Consider the following 16,908-nt stretch of genomic DNA (forward strand, 5'->3'; position numbering starts at 1 on the left):
ATGAACGATATTTTAATCGTTGACGGCTACAACATTATCGGAGCTTGGGGAGATTTGAAGAAACTGCGGGATGTAGATTTACAATCATCAAGAGATGCGCTTATTGATAAGATGGCGGATTATCAAGGTTATACAGGCACAAAAGTGATGATAGTCTTTGATGCCTATACAGTCCATGGTATTGAAAAAAAGATGAAACAATCTCGTGTAGAAGTAATATTCACACGAAAGAATCAAACTGCAGACGAAAAGATAGAGCAACTTGCGATAGAGCTTAGAAATATAAATACACAAATATATGTTGCGACTTCTGATTATACAGAACAATGGGTTATATTTGCGCAAGGTGCCCTTCGAAAATCTGCGCGTGAATTAGAGTTGGAAGTACAAGCAATGGAACAACAAGTAAGAAGGCGTACAAAAGACGCGAAAGAACAGCAGCCCGCCATGCGAAAGATATTTAGTAAAGATATTACAGAAAAATTAGAAAAATTAAGAAGAGGAGAGCGTTGAAGCATTGACGCTCTTTATCTTTTTACTGTATAATATTGCTAAATAAATAGCGGTCGGAGGGATCAAGGTGGAAGCAGGCTTCGTAAGTATAGGCGACGTTACATTTCGTGATTTAGAGGATGAGGCAATCGTTGAGTTAGTTCGAAAAGGTAATACTGACGCTCTAGAATATTTAATTCACAAGTATAAGAACTTTGTTCGTGCGAAATCAAGATCTTACTTTTTAGTGGGTGCCGATCGAGAAGACATTGTTCAAGAAGGTATGATAGGGTTGTTTAAAGCAATTCGTGATTATAAAGAGGACAAGCTGTCTTCATTCAAAGCATTTGCTGAACTATGTATCACTCGACAAATTATTACCGCTATTAAAACGGCAACAAGACAAAAACATATTCCTTTAAATTCGTATGTGTCTTTAGATAAGCCGATTTACGATGAGGAATCTGATCGAACGTTATTGGATGTTATTTCTGAAGCGAAGGTGACTGATCCTGAAGAGATGATCATTAGCCAGGAAGAATATACAGACATAGAATCAAAAATATCTGAATTATTAAGCGATTTAGAAAGAAAAGTGCTTTCTTTATATTTAGATGGTCGTTCTTATCAAGAGATTTCAGAACAGTTAAACAGGCATGTGAAATCTATTGATAACGCTTTACAAAGAGTAAAGAGGAAATTGGAACGATATATGGAAATGAGAGAAAGTACAACTTTAAATTCATAAGAAGTAACAAGTGCTGCAGGTGTAAAATAAATCACCTGTTTTCTTTTGTAGAGAGTACAAAATGCATGTCATTGACATTGTCTTTTATTGTATGATACATTTTTAGGGACATAATGTTACAAGGTTGGTGTAACTAATGAGGAAAAAAGTTGTACTCTCATGTGAAGAGTGTAAAAATCGAAACTACTCTACTATGAAAGATACGAGCTCAATAGAGCGACTTGAAATAAAAAAGTTTTGTAAAACATGCAATCAGCATACAGTTCACAAGGAAACAAAATAAATAATTGAAATAATACACTGGAGGTCCCGCAGATGCGTTTAACGAACTTTTTCGGCGATGTAGGTCGCGAAATGAAAAAAGTAAGTTGGCCTAAAAAAGATGAATTACTCCGCTCAACAGCGACTGTTGTTGCTACAGTTGTGTTCTTTGCGATTTTCTTCGCAGTAGTTGATATGGGCATTTCTTCTTTAATTCGGTTAATTCTTGGTTAATTCTTGAATAAGAAGCACTTATCCATGATATAATGTTATTTATAAGAACTGTGTAAAAGCCCGGTGAACGGGTTTTTTCATTTGCGCAAAAAAATGTACGTCAGGGAGGGAAGGACGCTCGTCCTAAATGAATGGAAAAAAGTTGGTATGTTGTCCATACTTATTCTGGATATGAAAATAAAGTAAAAGCAAACCTAGAGAAACGTGTAGAATCAATGGGTATGCAAGATAAAATTTTCCGTGTTGTTGTCCCGGAAGAAGTAGAAGTAGAAATGAAAAACGGAAAAGAAAAATTAATGAAAAGAAAAGTGTTCCCAGGTTATGTATTAGTAGAATTAATCATGACTGATGACTCTTGGTATGTTGTACGTAACACGCCGGGTGTAACTGGGTTCGTTGGTTCTTCTGGTTCTGGATCTAAACCATCACCTCTATTAGAAGAGGAAGTTGTTACCATTATGAAACATATGGGAATGGACAACGAAGTGGTTGATTTCGACTTTGAACTTCATGAGACAGTACGTGTAAATGAGGGGCCATTCGCAGATTATACAGGTGCTATTGAAGAAATTGATGTGGAGAAGAAAAAGGTTAGCGTGCTTGTGGACATGTTTGGTCGCGAGACTCCAGTTGAACTTGACTTCCATCAAATTGAAAAATTATAAAATGAAACTTGAAATGAATTGTAAAAAGTGATAATATCTTTTAAGTCAGTACGTCTTCGTTATCGGAGACGTTTTTTGAAAGATTTTATCCTTACAGATAAAATATGACGTGGGAGGGCAAATCACTGTCCAATTGACCACATCACGGACTTAAGGAGGTGTGTCTCGTGGCTAAAAAGGTAATTAAAATGGTAAAGCTTCAAATTCCTGCAGGTAAAGCTAACCCAGCTCCACCAGTTGGTCCAGCATTAGGACAAGCAGGTGTTAACATCATGGGCTTCTGTAAAGAGTTTAACGCTCGTACAGCAGATCAAGCTGGTCTTATCATCCCTGTTGAAATTACGGTATTTGAGGACCGTTCATTCACTTTCATTACTAAAACTCCTCCTGCTGCTGTTCTTCTTAAGAAAGTAGCTGGTATTGAGTCTGGTTCTGGTGAACCAAACCGTAATAAAGTGGCAACTGTTAAGCGTGATAAAGTACGCGAAATCGCTGAAACTAAAATGCCTGACCTAAACGCTGCTAGCGTAGAAGCTGCAATGCGTATGGTTGAAGGTACTGCACGCAGTATGGGCATCGTTATCGAAGACTAATTCGATTTGTTTTTAAAAAAGGTTGCGGGTCTGGAATTCCAATTCGCAACCTTTATTATCGTAAATGATTATCGTTTTTAAATAAATGGATGGCGCTCATCCTCAGGTTATACCTGAAAACAGGCGTAAACGTGGGAGGTTATTCCGCTAAAACCACATTCGAGGAGGAAATAAAAATGGCTAAAAGAGGTAAAAAGTACGTAGAAGCTGCAAAGCTTGTTGATCGTGCAGCTGCTTACTCTGCAACAGAAGCAGTAGAATTAGTAAAGAAAACAAACACAGCTAAATTTGATGCAACTGTAGAAGCTGCATTCCGTTTAGGTGTTGACCCTAAGAAAGCTGACCAACAAATCCGTGGTGCAGTTGTTCTTCCACACGGTACTGGTAAAGTACAACGTGTATTAGTATTTGCTAAAGGTGAAAAAGCTAAAGAAGCTGAAGCTGCTGGAGCTGACTTCGTAGGCGATACTGATTACATCGGTAAAATCCAACAAGGTTGGTTCGATTTCGATGTAGTAGTAGCAACTCCTGACATGATGGGTGAAGTTGGTAAACTTGGTCGCGTATTAGGACCTAAAGGTTTAATGCCAAACCCTAAAACTGGAACAGTTACTTTCGATGTAACTAAAGCTGTTAACGAAATCAAAGCTGGTAAAGTTGAATACCGCGTTGATAAAGCTGGTAACATCCACGTTCCAATCGGTAAAGTATCTTTCGAAGATGCTAAATTAGTAGAAAACTTCAAAACAATTGCTGACACTTTACAAAAAGTTAAGCCAGCTGCTGCAAAAGGTACTTACATGAAGAACGTAACAGTTGCTTCTACAATGGGACCTGGCGTACGTGTAGACGTTTCTACATTAGCGTAAATTTTGGAAGTTGACTTCATAAAGAAGTTTTAATATAATCATTTATGTTGTGAATTTAATTAGTGTACCGTAGACAGTAGGTGTCAATAGACTTAATTTCCTACCTAGGTGTTAATATACGAAGCGGAATCTTTTTTCTGTGACTATATGCCTCCATGTCTACAAGTTGGGCATGGAGGTTTTTAGTGCACTTTCGGTACATCTTCTATATAATCTACAGGAGGTGTAATAACATGAGCAAAGTAATCGAAACTAAACAACAAGTTGTAACTGAAATCGCGGACAAACTTCGCGCTAGTAAATCTACAATCGTTGTTGACTACCGTGGTTTAACAGTTTCTGAAGCAACAGAATTACGTAAGCAATTACGTGAAGCTGGCGTTGAGTTCAAAGTTTACAAAAACTCTCTAACTCGTCGTGCTGCAGAATCTGCTGAAATGGCTGAGTTAAATGAATTCTTAACAGGACCAAACGCAATCGCGTTCAGTAACGAGGATGTAGTTGCTCCTGCGAAAGTATTAAACGACTTCGCTAAAGATCATGAAGCTTTAGAAATTAAAGCGGGCGTAATCGAAGGTAAACTTGTAACACTTGATGAGGTTAAAGCAATTGCTACTCTTCCATCACGTGAAGGCTTACTTTCTATGCTTCTTAGCGTTCTTCAAGCTCCAATCCGTAACCTTGCACTTGCTACTAAAGCAGTTGCAGACCAAAAGGAAGAGCAAGGCGCTTAATTTTTTAAAAGATAATTACGTATTATCGATAAAACAATACAAACCTATTTAAGGGAGGATATTTACAATGACTAAAGAACAAATCATTGAAGCAGTTAAATCTATGACTGTATTAGAACTTAACGACTTAGTAAAAGCTATCGAGGAAGAATTCGGCGTAACTGCTGCTGCTCCTGTAGCTGTTGCTGGTGGCGCTGGAGAAGCTGCTGCTGAGAAAACTGAATTTGATGTGGAACTAACTAGCGCTGGTGCACAAAAAATCAAAGTTATCAAAGTTGTTCGTGAAATCACTGGTCTTGGCTTAAAAGAAGCTAAAGAATTAGTTGACAACACTCCAAAAGTAATCAAAGAAGCTGCTGCTAAAGAAGAAGCTGAAGAAATCAAAGCTAAACTTGAAGAAGTTGGCGCTGCTGTAGAAGTTAAGTAATTAACTTTTGATGCTTTAAAAAAAGCTCGCTCTCATGCGAGCTTTTTTTTTAACTGTAAAGAAAAGAGGTGGCCATATGGCAGACCATTATTTTTCTAACGACCCTTCTAGTAAAAGTGATCGTAAGCGATGGGAGTTTGCTCTTCGTGGATCTCGATTTACTTTCTTATCTGATCATGGGGTGTTCTCGAAAAACGAAGTGGACTTTGGTTCCCGTCTTTTAATTGAAGCGTTTCAAATGCCAGATATTAAAGGTAATATATTAGACGTAGGTTGCGGATACGGTCCTATTGGTTTGTCGTTAGCGAAAGAGTTTCAAGGTCGTGAAGTTCACATGGTGGATGTGAACGAGAGGGCACTTGGGCTTGCGAGAGAAAACGCCGCTAATAACAAAATCGAGAATATACGTATTTTTCAAAGTAGCGTCTATGAAAATGTAGATGGTAAGTATGCTGCTATTCTATCTAACCCTCCGATTCGTGCGGGTAAAGATATCGTACATGAGATTTTAGAAAAAGCTGTGGAGTATTTAGTTCCAGATGGAGAGCTTTGGATTGTTATTCAAAAGAAACAAGGTGCACCGTCTGCGCTAAAAAAACTAGAAGAAGTATTTTCTGAAGTTGAGGTTGTAGAAAAGAAAAAAGGATATTATATCATAAAATCAAAAAAACGTTGACGGTTATTTTTGGCTATGTTAACATTATACAATGCCAATATATGATTTTCTGCGTTGAGAAAGATGTATATTTTTGTTTCTCTTGGAAAAGATAGTAAAATCAGCAGATTATGAAACAGAATGATGGTTTTCTTATAGAAGCCATTTTTCTTTTTTGAGCAGGTAGAAAGACTCAACGTATTTATCTTTAAGAGAAAGAGACTACGCTAATAGCAGTAGTTGTATTTATTTGTGATTTTGCACAAATTTTTTTGTGCATTTATAATACTCATGATTTGAGGGGTGAAGCAGTTGACAGGTCAACTAGTTCAATACGGACGCCACCGCCAACGAAGAAGTTATGCCCGTATTAGTGAAGTATTAGAGTTACCAAATCTTATCGAAATTCAAACCTCTTCTTATCAGTGGTTTCTTGATGAGGGTTTGCGAGAAATGTTCCAAGACATTTCTCCGATTGAAGACTTTACGGGAAATCTATCGCTTGAATTTATCGACTACAGCTTAGGTGAACCTAAATACTCTGTAGACGAATGCAAAGAGCGTGATGTGACGTATGCAGCACCACTTCGTGTAAAAGTGCGTCTAATCAACAAGGAAACTGGTGAAGTAAAAGAACAAGATGTGTTCATGGGAGATTTCCCACTCATGACAGAGACTGGAACATTCGTAATTAACGGTGCAGAACGTGTTATCGTTTCCCAGTTAGTTCGCTCTCCAAGCGTATACTATAGTGGCAAAGTGGATAAAAACGGAAAACGTGGTTTTACTGCTACTGTAATTCCAAACCGCGGAGCTTGGTTAGAGTATGAGACAGATGCTAAGGATGTTGTATATGTGCGTATTGACCGTACGCGTAAACTTCCTGTAACTGTTTTGTTACGCGCATTAGGGTTTGGCTCTGATCAAGAAATCACCGAGCTTTTAGGTGATAACGAATACTTAAGCAACACATTAGAAAAAGACAACACAGATAGCACAGAAAAAGCATTGCTTGAAATTTATGAGCGTCTACGTCCTGGTGAACCACCAACAGTAGAAAATGCTAAGAGCTTACTTGTGTCTCGTTTCTTTGATCCAAAGCGCTACGATTTAGCAAATGTAGGTCGCTATAAGATCAACAAGAAGTTACACATTAAAAACAGATTGTTTAATCAACGTTTAGCTGAAACATTAGTGGATCCAGAAACTGGTGAAATTTTAGCGGCAGAAGGAACAATCTTAGATCGTCGTACACTTGATCGCATTTTACCTTACTTAGAGAAAAACATTGGATTCAAAACAGCGAAACCAATGGGTGGAGTGGTAGAAGGCGATGTTGAGCTGCAATCTATTAAGATTTATGCTCCTGAGTCGGAAGGCGAACGCGTAATTAATGTAATTGGTAATGCAAACATTACTCGTGATGTGAAACACATCACACCAGGTGATATCCTTGCTTCTATCAGTTACTTCTTCAACCTACTATACAAAGTAGGGGATACAGATGATATTGACCATTTAGGAAACCGTCGTCTGCGTTCTGTTGGAGAACTGTTACAAAATCAATTCCGTATCGGTCTTTCTCGTATGGAACGTGTTGTTCGTGAGAGAATGTCGATCCAAGATACAAATGCAATTACACCACAGGCACTAATTAATATTCGTCCTGTTATTGCATCTATTAAAGAGTTCTTCGGAAGTTCTCAGTTATCTCAGTTTATGGACCAAACAAACCCATTAGCAGAGTTAACTCACAAACGAAGACTATCTGCATTAGGACCTGGTGGTTTAACGCGTGAGCGCGCAGGCTTTGAAGTGCGTGACGTTCATTACTCTCACTACGGTCGTATGTGTCCGATTGAAACACCAGAGGGACCAAACATCGGTTTGATTAACTCATTATCTTCGTTCGCGAAAGTAAATGAGTTTGGTTTCATTGAAACACCATACCGTCGTGTTGACCCAGAAACTGGTCTTGTAACAGGGCATGTTGATTACTTAACAGCAGATGAAGAAGATAACTATGTTGTAGCCCAAGCGAATATGAAATTATCTGACGAAGGTGAATTCCTAAGTGAAGATATCGTAGCTCGTTTCCGTGGTGAAAACATTGTCACAAATAGAGAACGCATCGACTACATGGATGTATCTCCAAAACAAGTAGTGTCGGCAGCGACAGCTTGTATTCCGTTCTTAGAAAACGATGACTCTAACCGCGCACTTATGGGAGCGAACATGCAACGTCAGGCGGTTCCGTTAATGAATCCGGAATCTCCGATTGTAGGTACAGGTATGGAGTACGTATCAGCAAAAGACTCAGGTGCTGCAGTAATCTGTAAACATCCTGGTATTGTTGAGCGCGTAGAAGCACGTGAAGTTTGGGTACGTCGCTATGTAGAAGTTGACGGTCAAACAGTAAAAGGCGACTTAGATCGCTACAAAATGCAAAAATTCATTCGTTCTAACCAAGGAACTTGTTACAACCAACGTCCAATCGTAAGTGTTGGAAATGAAGTTGTAAAAGGTGAAATCCTTGCGGATGGTCCTTCTATGGAATTAGGTGAACTAGCACTTGGACGTAACGTGCTTGTTGGCTTCATGACTTGGGACGGTTATAACTACGAGGATGCGATCATCATGAGTGAGCGCCTTGTAAAAGATGATGTGTACACTTCTATTCATATTGAAGAATATGAATCAGAAGCTCGTGATACGAAGCTTGGACCAGAAGAAATTACACGTGACATTCCAAACGTTGGGGAAGACGCATTACGTAACCTTGACGAGCGCGGTATCATTCGCGTTGGTGCTGAAGTAAAAGATGGAGATTTACTTGTTGGTAAAGTAACACCTAAAGGTGTAACAGAATTAACAGCTGAAGAACGTCTATTACATGCTATCTTTGGAGAAAAAGCGCGTGAAGTACGTGATACATCACTACGTGTACCACACGGTGGTGGCGGTATTATCTTAGACGTAAAAGTATTCAACCGTGAAGATGGCGATGAATTGCCACCAGGCGTGAATCAACTTGTACGTGCATATATCGTTCAAAAACGTAAAATTTCTGAAGGTGACAAGATGGCCGGACGTCACGGTAACAAAGGTGTTATTTCTCGTATTTTACCAGAAGAAGATATGCCTTACCTACCAGACGGTACGCCAATCGATATCATGTTAAACCCATTAGGGGTACCATCTCGTATGAATATCGGTCAGGTATTAGAGCTTCATCTTGGTATGGCAGCAAGATACCTTGGCATTCACATTGCAACACCAGTATTCGATGGTGCTCGTGAGGAAGATGTTTGGGGCACAATTGAAGAAGCTGGTATGGCAAATGACGCGAAAACAATCCTGTATGACGGACGTACTGGTGAACCATTCGATAACCGCGTATCTGTTGGTGTCATGTATATGATCAAACTTGCGCACATGGTTGACGATAAACTTCATGCTCGTTCTACTGGACCATACTCACTTGTAACGCAGCAACCTCTTGGAGGTAAAGCTCAGTTCGGTGGACAGCGTTTCGGTGAGATGGAGGTTTGGGCACTTGAAGCTTACGGTGCTGCTTATACTCTTCAAGAAATCTTAACAGTGAAGTCTGATGATGTTGTTGGACGTGTTAAGACTTATGAAGCAATTGTTAAAGGCGAAAATGTTCCAGAACCAGGCGTTCCTGAATCATTCAAAGTATTGATTAAAGAGCTGCAAAGTTTAGGTATGGACGTTAAAATGATGTCTAGCGACGATACAGAAATTGAAATGCGTGATACAGAAGATGACGATGATCATCAATCAGCAGATAAATTGAATGTCGAAGTTGAGACAACTAAGGAATAATTGGGATAACCTGTAGACTAAAAGGGAGGTAGGCCCCTTGATAGATGTAAATAACTTTGAATATATGAAGATTGGACTTGCTTCACCTGACAAGATTCGTTCTTGGTCATACGGTGAAGTTAAGAAACCAGAAACTATTAACTATCGTACGTTAAAGCCTGAAAAAGATGGCTTGTTCTGTGAGCGTATTTTCGGACCACAAAAGGACTGGGAATGTCATTGCGGAAAATACAAACGTGTACGTTATAAAGGTGTAGTTTGTGATCGATGTGGCGTTGAAGTAACGCGTGCAAAAGTACGTCGTGAACGTATGGGTCATATCGAATTAGCTGCTCCTGTATCTCATATTTGGTATTTCAAAGGTATCCCGAGCCGCATGGGACTTGTCTTAGACATGTCCCCTCGCGCGCTTGAAGAAGTAATTTATTTCGCTTCTTATGTTGTAACAGAAAGTGGAGATACACCACTTGATAAGAAGCAATTACTTTCTGAAAAAGAATACCGTGCATATCGTGATCGATATGGTAGCACATTCCAAGCTGCTATGGGTGCAGAAGCAATTAAAAAGCTACTACAAGACATCGATTTAGATAAAGAAGTAGACTTCTTAAAAGAAGAATTAAAAACAGCACAAGGACAACGCCGTACTCGTGCTATTAAACGTCTAGAAGTATTAGAAGCATTCCGTAACTCTGGAAATGAACCGTCTTGGATGATCTTAGATGTTCTACCAGTAATCCCACCAGAACTACGCCCAATGGTACAGTTAGACGGTGGACGTTTTGCTACTTCTGACTTAAACGACTTATACCGTCGTGTAATTAACCGTAACAACCGTTTAAAACGTCTATTGGACTTAGGTGCACCAAGCATCATCGTTCAAAACGAAAAACGTATGTTACAAGAAGCTGTAGACGCATTAATCGATAATGGTCGTCGTGGCCGTCCAGTTACTGGGCCAGGTAACCGTCCATTAAAATCACTATCTCACATGCTTAAAGGTAAACAAGGACGTTTCCGTCAAAACTTATTAGGTAAACGTGTTGACTACTCTGGTCGTTCTGTAATCGTTGTAGGACCGAACTTAAAGATGTATCAATGTGGATTACCAAAAGAAATGGCGCTTGAACTGTTCAAACCTTTCGTAATGAAAGAGTTAGTTGAAAAAGGATTAGCACATAACATTAAGAGTGCGAAACGTAAAATCGAGCGTGTACAACCTGAAGTTTGGGACGTTTTAGAGTCTGTGATTAAAGAACATCCAGTACTTCTAAACCGCGCACCAACACTTCACCGTCTTGGTATCCAGGCGTTTGAACCTACATTAGTAGAAGGTCGCGCAATCCGTCTTCACCCACTTGTATGTACTGCATACAACGCGGACTTTGACGGTGACCAAATGGCCGTTCACGTACCTTTATCATCAGAAGCTCAAGCTGAAGCTCGTCTTCTTATGTTAGCGGCACAAAACATCTTGAACCCGAAAGACGGTAAACCAGTTGTTACTCCATCTCAGGATATGGTATTAGGTAACTATTACTTAACACTTGAGCGTGAAGGTGCAATCGGTGAAGGTATGGTCTTCAAAGATGCAAATGAAGCATTGCTTGCATATCAAAATGGATATGTTCATCTTCATACACGTGTTGCAGTAGCTGCAAGTGCAGTAAACAACGCAACATTTACTGAAGAGCAAAAGAGTATGCTTCTATTAACAACAGTTGGTAAATTAATATTTAACGAAATCTTACCAGAGTCGTTCCCTTATATTAATGAACCAACAAATTCAAACCTTGAAAAAGAAACACCAGCGAAATATTTCGTTGAAAAAGGTGCAAACATTAAAGAAATTATTGCTAGTCGCGAAGAAGTGGCGCCATTTAGCAAGAAGATCCTTGGTAACATCATTGCGGAAGTGTTCAAACGTTTCCAAATTACAGAAACGTCTCGCATGCTTGACCGTATGAAAAACTTAGGATTCAAGTACTCTACAAAAGCTGGTATTACAGTTGGGGTATCTGACATTCTTGTATTAGGCGAAAAAGATGAAATTCTCCACGAAGCACAAGCAAAAGTAGATAATGTAATTAAACAATTCCGTCGCGGTTTAATCACGGAAGAAGAACGTTACGATCGCGTTATCTCTATTTGGAGTAATGCAAAAGATGTTATCCAAGGAAAACTGATGAAATCCTTGAATAAACGCAACCCAATCTTCATGATGAGTGACTCAGGTGCCCGTGGTAACGCATCTAACTTTACTCAGCTTGCTGGTATGCGTGGTCTTATGGCCAATCCATCTGGTCGTATCATCGAACTTCCAATCAAATCGAGTTTCCGTGAAGGTTTAACAGTACTTGAGTACTTCATCTCTACGCATGGTGCGCGTAAAGGTCTTGCCGATACAGCACTTAAAACTGCCGATTCTGGTTACTTAACACGTCGTCTTGTTGACGTTGCACAAGATGTAATCGTTCGTGAAGATGATTGTGGAACAGATCGCGGTTTATTAATTGGTGCGATTAAAGAGGGTAATGAAGTTATCGAGTCATTATATGATCGTCTTGTTGGACGTTTTGCAAGAAAAACTGTAAAACATCCTGAAACAGGTGAAGTATTAGTTGCTGAAAATCAATTAATTACTGAAGATATCGCTCATATCGTTGAAAATTCGGGTGTTGAAACTGTAAACATTCGTTCAGCGTTTACGTGTAACACTCGCCACGGTGTATGTAAGAAGTGTTACGGTCGTAACTTAGCAACTGGAACAGACGTAGAAGTAGGAGAAGCGGTAGGTATTATCGCAGCTCAATCTATCGGTGAGCCAGGTACACAGTTAACGATGCGTACATTCCATACAGGTGGGGTTGCCGGAGATGATATTACTCAAGGTTTACCTCGTATCCAAGAGATCTTCGAAGCTCGTAATCCGAAAGGTCAGGCAGTTATCAGTGAAATCGACGGTGTTATCGCAGCGATCAACGACGTTAAAGATCGCCAAGAAGTAGTTGTACAGGGTGAAGTTGAAGCTCGTACGTATGCTATTCCTTACGGTGCTCGTCTGAAAGTAACTCCAGGACAGCCAATTAGCCATGGTAAAGAGTTAACAGAAGGTTCTATTGATCCGAAAGAATTACTAAAAGTAACGGACATTACGGCGGTTCAAGAATACTTATTACGTGAAGTTCAAAAAGTATACCGTATGCAAGGGGTAGAAATTGGTGACAAACACGTAGAAGTAATGGTACGTCAAATGTTACGTAAAGTTCGTGTAAGTGATGCAGGTGAAACAGATGTATTACCAGGAACATTACTAGATATCCATCAGTTCACTGATGCGAATGCTAAGGTCTTACTGCAAGGTAAGCAACCAGCAACAGCTAGACCTGTTCTACTTGGTATTACAAAAGCTTCACTTGAAACAGATTCATTCTTATCTGCAGCATCGTTCCAAGAAACAACTCGTGTCTTAACTGATGCAGCAATTAAGGGTAAACGCGATGAACTTCTAGGATTAAAAGAAAATGTTATTATCGGTAAACTTGTTCCTGCTGGAACAGGTATGAATCGTTATCGCAAAGTGGATCTTGTAAAAACAACACAAGATGACATGAATGTAGAAAACGATGAGGTTTATGTGGAACAGTAAAATTTTCCGGCATAAATTTTGTATAAAAACAATTAATCTTAGTTGACATTGTATGAGTCAAAATGTTACTATAATCAAGGTTGCTCCTGAACGATGCTTTGGAGGATATTTATATGTCTTATCAAAAAGTATCAACTGCTGAAAATGTAGTCGTTGGTCATAAACGTACATTGGAGGCAATCAAAAATGGTACAGTTAAAGAAGTTGTCATCGCAGAGGATGCTGACATGCGGTTAACCCATGCTATCATTCGTGTTGCAATGCAATATAACGTGCCCATAACAAAAGTTGAATCAGTTCGTAAGCTTGGTAAAGCTTCGGGGATTCAAGTGGGAGCTTCAGCAATAGGAATAATAAGTTAAAACTGTTTTTGTGAGGAGAGAGCATTTGCTCTTCCTTGCAAAAACTTTGTTTTCAACTAATAATGAACCACCTGGATATGTGGTCATACAAACATGCGAAGGGAGGATAATCAAATGCCTACTATTAACCAATTAGTGAGAAATGGTCGTACTGATAAAGTATGGAAATCTAAATCACCTGCGTTAAACAAAGGTTTTAACTCTTTAAAGAAAAAATCAACTGATATCTCTGCACCTCAAAAACGTGGTGTATGTACTCGTGTTGGTACAATGACTCCAAAGAAACCTAACTCAGCGTTACGTAAATACGCTCGTGTACGTTTAACAAACGGTATCGAGGTTACAGCTTACATCCCAGGTATCGGTCATAACCTACAAGAGCATAGCGTAGTATTAATTCGCGGTGGTCGTGTAAAGGATTTACCGGGGGTACGTTACCACATCGTTCGTGGTGCGCTTGACACAGCTGGTGTTGACAAACGTATGCAAGGACGTTCTAAATATGGTACTAAGAGACCAAAACCTGCTAAAAAATAATAACTTTAAAATGAAAGGAGGAACTCAATATGCCTCGTAAAGGACCTGTTGCGAAACGTGACGTGTTACCAGATCCAATGTACAATTCGAAGCTAGTAACACGCCTTATCAACAAAATGATGGTTGACGGTAAAAAAGGTAAATCTCAAACAATTCTTTATAATGCGTTCGATATCGTAAACGAACGTACTGGTAAAGAGCCAATGGAAGTATTCGAGCAAGCTCTTAAGAACATCATGCCTGTTCTTGAAGTACGCGCTCGTCGTGTTGGTGGTGCTAACTACCAAGTTCCAGTTGAGGTTCGTCCAGAACGCCGTACAACTTTAGGTCTTCGTTGGTTAGTAAACTACGCTCGTCTTCGTGGTGAAAAAACTATGGAAGAGCGTCTTGCTAACGAAATCTTAGATGCAGCTAACAACGCTGGTGCATCTGTTAAGAAACGTGAAGACACTCATAAAATGGCAGAAGCTAACAAAGCATTTGCTCATTACCGTTGGTAGGATTCAACGTAAAATAAATGTAAGCATAAACCGCTTTATTTGTCGCTTATGGAAGTGTGGAGAGGGAGAATGCCTCTCCCTTTCATCGGGCGCTCGTTTTACATAATGAGAGTACTGGACATACTGACATGTGTAACAATATAAAGTGGCTTTTTTGCTACTTAAAATAAAAAAATCCAATCCATATATGGAAGGAGCAAGACACCAAATGGCAAGAGAGTTCTCTTTAGAAAACACTCGTAATATTGGTATCATGGCTCACATCGATGCTGGTAAAACAACAGCAACTGAGCGTATTCTGTACTACACAGGACGTATTCATAAAATCGGTGAAACTCACGAAGGTGCATCTCAGATGGACTGGATGGAGCAAGAGCAAGAGCGTGGTATCACAATTACTTCTGCTGCAACTACAGCACAATGGAAAGGTCATCGTGTAAACATCATTGATACTCCAGGACACGTAGATTTCACAGTAGAAGTAGAACGTTCTTTACGCGTACTTGATGGCGCTGTAGCGGTACTTGATGCGCAATCTGGTGTAGAACCACAAACAGAAACTGTTTGGCGTCAGGCTACTACTTACGGCGTACCTCGTATCGTATTCGTTAACAAAATGGATAAGATCGGTGCAGATTTCTTATACTCTGTAGGAACAATCCACGATCGTTTACAAGCAAACGCACATCCAATTCAGTTACCAATCGGTGCTGAAGATGAGTTCAATGGTATCATTGACCTTGTTGAAGAGTGTGCTTACATGTACGGCAACGATTTAGGAACAGACATTCAACGTGTTGAAATTCCTGAAGAGCACAAAGAATTAGCTGAAGAATACCGTGGAAAACTTATTGAAGCGGTAGCTGAGCTTGATGAAGAAATGATGATGAAGTACCTAGAAGGTGAAGAAATCACTGTAGAAGAGCTTAAAGCTGGTATCCGTAAGGCTACAACTTCTGTAGAATTCTTCCCAGTAATCTGTGGTTCTGCATTCAAAAACAAAGGTGTTCAAATTCTGTTAGACGCAGTTATCGACTACCTTCCATCACCACTAGATGTACCTGCTATTAAAGGTACTCTACCGGATACAGATGAAGAAGTAGAACGTAAGTCTAGCGATGAAGAACCATTCGCAGCTTTAGCATTCAAAATCATGACTGACCCTTATGTTGGTAAGTTAACGTTCTTCCGTGTGTACTCTGGTGTGTTAAACTCTGGATCATACGTGAAAAACTCAACTAAAGGTAAGCGTGAGCGTGTAGGTCGTATCCTACAAATGCACGCTAACAGCCGTGAAGAGATTTCAACAGTTTACGCTGGTGATATCGCTGCTGCTGTAGGTTTAAAAGATACTACTACTGGTGATACTCTTTGTGACGAGAAGAGCCTTGTTATCCTTGAGTCTATGGAATTCCCAGAGCCAGTTATCTCTGTAGCTATCGAACCAAAATCTAAAGCTGACCAAGATAAAATGGGTACAGCATTATCTAAGCTTTCTGAAGAAGATCCAACATTCCGTGCTCACACTGACCAAGAAACTGGCCAAACTATCATCGCTGGTATGGGTGAACTTCACCTTGATATCATCGTTGACCGTATGCGTCGTGAATTCAAAGTGGAAGCAAACGTTGGTGCTCCTCAGGTAGCATACCGTGAGACTTTCCGCGCTGCTGCGAAAGTTGAAGGTAAGTTCGCTCGTCAATCTGGTGGTCGTGGACAATTCGGTCACGTTTGGATTGAGTTTGAACCTAACGAAGAAGGTAAAGGATTCGAATTCGAAAACAAGATCGTCGGTGGTGTAGTTCCTCGTGAATACATCCCAGCTGTTGGAGCAGGTCTTGAAGATGCACTTAAAAATGGTGTACTAGCTGGTTATCCACTAGTTGACATTAAAGCTGCATTAGTTGACGGATCTTACCATGATGTCGATTCATCTGAGATGGCGTTCAAAATCGCTGCATCTATGGCACTTAAAGCTGCGGTTTCTAAATGTAGCCCAGTAATTCTTGAGCCAATGATGAAAGTTGAAGTTGTAATTCCTGAAGAGTACATGGGTGACATTATGGGTGACGTAACATCTCGTCGTGGACGTGTAGAAGGTATGGAAGCTCGCGGTAACGCACAAGTTGTTCGCGCTATGGTTCCACTTTCTGAAATGTTCGGTTATGCAACGTCATTACGTTCTAACACTCAAGGACGCGGAACATTCTCTATGGTGTTTGACCACTATGAAGAAGTACCAAAGTCTGTTTCTGAAGAAATTATCAAAAAAAATAAAGGTGAATAATTGATTTTTATCGATTGTTCAAGTATAACTACTTATGTAAGCTTAGAAA

At 39.8% G+C, this 16,908-nt stretch carries 16 protein-coding genes and 1 other annotated feature; all 16 genes read left to right on the forward strand.

The window, feature by feature from the left end; translation table 11 throughout:
- The 16 genes from DN404_RS17940 to fusA all read left to right on the forward strand — a co-directional run bounded on the left by DN404_RS17940 (position 1) and on the right by fusA (position 16,859).
- Positions 1 to 513 carry an NYN domain-containing protein gene (locus tag DN404_RS17940; protein ID WP_000997880.1) on the forward strand — a complete coding sequence of 171 codons (513 nt, stop codon included), beginning with the start codon at positions 1 to 3 and terminating at the stop codon, positions 511 to 513.
- 67 nt (positions 514 to 580) lie between these two features.
- Positions 581 to 1,240: an RNA polymerase factor sigma-70 gene (locus tag DN404_RS17945; protein ID WP_000387193.1), complete on the forward strand. Its 660-nt coding sequence runs from the start codon at positions 581 to 583 to the stop codon at positions 1,238 to 1,240.
- 136 nt (positions 1,241 to 1,376) lie between these two features.
- On the forward strand, positions 1,377 to 1,523 hold the full coding sequence (gene rpmG / locus DN404_RS17950; protein ID WP_014481927.1) for a 50S ribosomal protein L33: 147 nt from the start codon (positions 1,377 to 1,379) through the stop codon (positions 1,521 to 1,523).
- Positions 1,524 to 1,555: 32 nt separating this feature from the next.
- The gene (secE, locus tag DN404_RS17955) at positions 1,556 to 1,735 is read left to right on the forward strand and encodes a preprotein translocase subunit SecE (protein ID WP_001241323.1); all 180 of its coding nucleotides are present in this window, start codon (positions 1,556 to 1,558) and stop codon (positions 1,733 to 1,735) included.
- Between the two features lie 131 nt (positions 1,736 to 1,866).
- The gene (gene nusG / locus DN404_RS17960) at positions 1,867 to 2,400 is read left to right on the forward strand and encodes a transcription termination/antitermination protein NusG (RefSeq protein WP_000415794.1); all 534 of its coding nucleotides are present in this window, start codon (positions 1,867 to 1,869) and stop codon (positions 2,398 to 2,400) included.
- A gap of 167 nt (positions 2,401 to 2,567) precedes the next feature.
- Positions 2,568 to 2,993, forward strand: coding sequence for a 50S ribosomal protein L11 (rplK, locus tag DN404_RS17965; RefSeq protein WP_001085872.1), 426 nt, complete (start codon positions 2,568 to 2,570; stop codon positions 2,991 to 2,993).
- A 176-nt stretch (positions 2,994 to 3,169) separates the two neighbouring features.
- Entirely contained in the window at positions 3,170 to 3,862 is a 693-nt protein-coding gene (rplA, locus tag DN404_RS17970; protein WP_001987630.1) for a 50S ribosomal protein L1, read from the forward strand.
- 49 nt (positions 3,863 to 3,911) lie between these two features.
- Positions 3,912 to 4,056: a sequence feature (ribosomal protein L10 leader region), on the forward strand.
- A gap of 39 nt (positions 4,057 to 4,095) precedes the next feature.
- Complete coding sequence (gene rplJ, locus DN404_RS17975) at positions 4,096 to 4,596, forward strand: 50S ribosomal protein L10 (protein WP_000048716.1); 501 nt, start codon at positions 4,096 to 4,098, stop codon at positions 4,594 to 4,596.
- 67 nt (positions 4,597 to 4,663) lie between these two features.
- Positions 4,664 to 5,023: a 50S ribosomal protein L7/L12 gene (gene rplL / locus DN404_RS17980; RefSeq protein WP_000159736.1), complete on the forward strand. Its 360-nt coding sequence runs from the start codon at positions 4,664 to 4,666 to the stop codon at positions 5,021 to 5,023.
- A 76-nt stretch (positions 5,024 to 5,099) separates the two neighbouring features.
- Positions 5,100 to 5,699, forward strand: coding sequence for a class I SAM-dependent methyltransferase (locus DN404_RS17985; protein ID WP_149149278.1), 600 nt, complete (start codon positions 5,100 to 5,102; stop codon positions 5,697 to 5,699).
- 291 nt (positions 5,700 to 5,990) lie between these two features.
- Complete coding sequence (rpoB, locus tag DN404_RS17990) at positions 5,991 to 9,524, forward strand: DNA-directed RNA polymerase subunit beta (RefSeq protein ID WP_000147551.1); 3,534 nt, start codon at positions 5,991 to 5,993, stop codon at positions 9,522 to 9,524.
- A gap of 37 nt (positions 9,525 to 9,561) precedes the next feature.
- Positions 9,562 to 13,173 carry a DNA-directed RNA polymerase subunit beta' gene (rpoC, locus tag DN404_RS17995; protein ID WP_000567939.1) on the forward strand — a complete coding sequence of 1,204 codons (3,612 nt, stop codon included), beginning with the start codon at positions 9,562 to 9,564 and terminating at the stop codon, positions 13,171 to 13,173.
- 113 nt (positions 13,174 to 13,286) lie between these two features.
- Positions 13,287 to 13,535 (forward strand): 50S ribosomal protein L7ae-like protein, encoded by a 249-nt coding sequence (locus tag DN404_RS18000; protein ID WP_000121837.1) that lies wholly within the window; start codon positions 13,287 to 13,289, stop codon positions 13,533 to 13,535.
- Positions 13,536 to 13,649: 114 nt separating this feature from the next.
- Positions 13,650 to 14,072, forward strand: a complete 423-nt coding sequence (gene rpsL, locus DN404_RS18005; protein ID WP_001142341.1) for a 30S ribosomal protein S12 — start codon at positions 13,650 to 13,652, stop codon at positions 14,070 to 14,072.
- Between the two features lie 29 nt (positions 14,073 to 14,101).
- Positions 14,102 to 14,572, forward strand: a complete 471-nt coding sequence (rpsG, locus tag DN404_RS18010) for a 30S ribosomal protein S7 (RefSeq protein WP_001137491.1) — start codon at positions 14,102 to 14,104, stop codon at positions 14,570 to 14,572.
- 208 nt (positions 14,573 to 14,780) lie between these two features.
- On the forward strand, positions 14,781 to 16,859 hold the full coding sequence (gene fusA / locus DN404_RS18015) for an elongation factor G (RefSeq protein ID WP_000090370.1): 2,079 nt from the start codon (positions 14,781 to 14,783) through the stop codon (positions 16,857 to 16,859).
- The last annotated feature ends 49 nt before the right edge of the window (positions 16,860 to 16,908 follow it).

The sequence above is a fragment of the Bacillus sp. TE8-1 genome (genome assembly GCF_008368855.1).
GTDB lineage: Bacteria > Bacillota > Bacilli > Bacillales > Bacillaceae_G > Bacillus_A > Bacillus_A cereus.

Bases quoted from the DNA above. Each gene is read 5' to 3' on its own strand.
- DN404_RS17940 (WP_000997880.1), top strand. From the start codon at position 1: ATGAACGATATTTTAATCGTTGACGGCTACAACATTATCGGAGCTTGG.
- rpmG (WP_014481927.1), top strand. From the start codon at position 1,377: ATGAGGAAAAAAGTTGTACTCTCATGTGAAGAGTGTAAAAATCGAAAC.
- secE (WP_001241323.1), top strand. From the start codon at position 1,556: ATGCGTTTAACGAACTTTTTCGGCGATGTAGGTCGCGAAATGAAAAAA.
- nusG (WP_000415794.1), top strand. From the start codon at position 1,867: ATGGAAAAAAGTTGGTATGTTGTCCATACTTATTCTGGATATGAAAAT.
- rplA (WP_001987630.1), top strand. From the start codon at position 3,170: ATGGCTAAAAGAGGTAAAAAGTACGTAGAAGCTGCAAAGCTTGTTGAT.
- rplJ (WP_000048716.1), top strand. From the start codon at position 4,096: ATGAGCAAAGTAATCGAAACTAAACAACAAGTTGTAACTGAAATCGCG.
- rplL (WP_000159736.1), top strand. From the start codon at position 4,664: ATGACTAAAGAACAAATCATTGAAGCAGTTAAATCTATGACTGTATTA.
- DN404_RS17985 (WP_149149278.1), top strand. From the start codon at position 5,100: ATGGCAGACCATTATTTTTCTAACGACCCTTCTAGTAAAAGTGATCGT.
- DN404_RS18000 (WP_000121837.1), top strand. From the start codon at position 13,287: ATGTCTTATCAAAAAGTATCAACTGCTGAAAATGTAGTCGTTGGTCAT.
- rpsL (WP_001142341.1), top strand. From the start codon at position 13,650: ATGCCTACTATTAACCAATTAGTGAGAAATGGTCGTACTGATAAAGTA.
- rpsG (WP_001137491.1), top strand. From the start codon at position 14,102: ATGCCTCGTAAAGGACCTGTTGCGAAACGTGACGTGTTACCAGATCCA.
- fusA (WP_000090370.1), top strand. From the start codon at position 14,781: ATGGCAAGAGAGTTCTCTTTAGAAAACACTCGTAATATTGGTATCATG.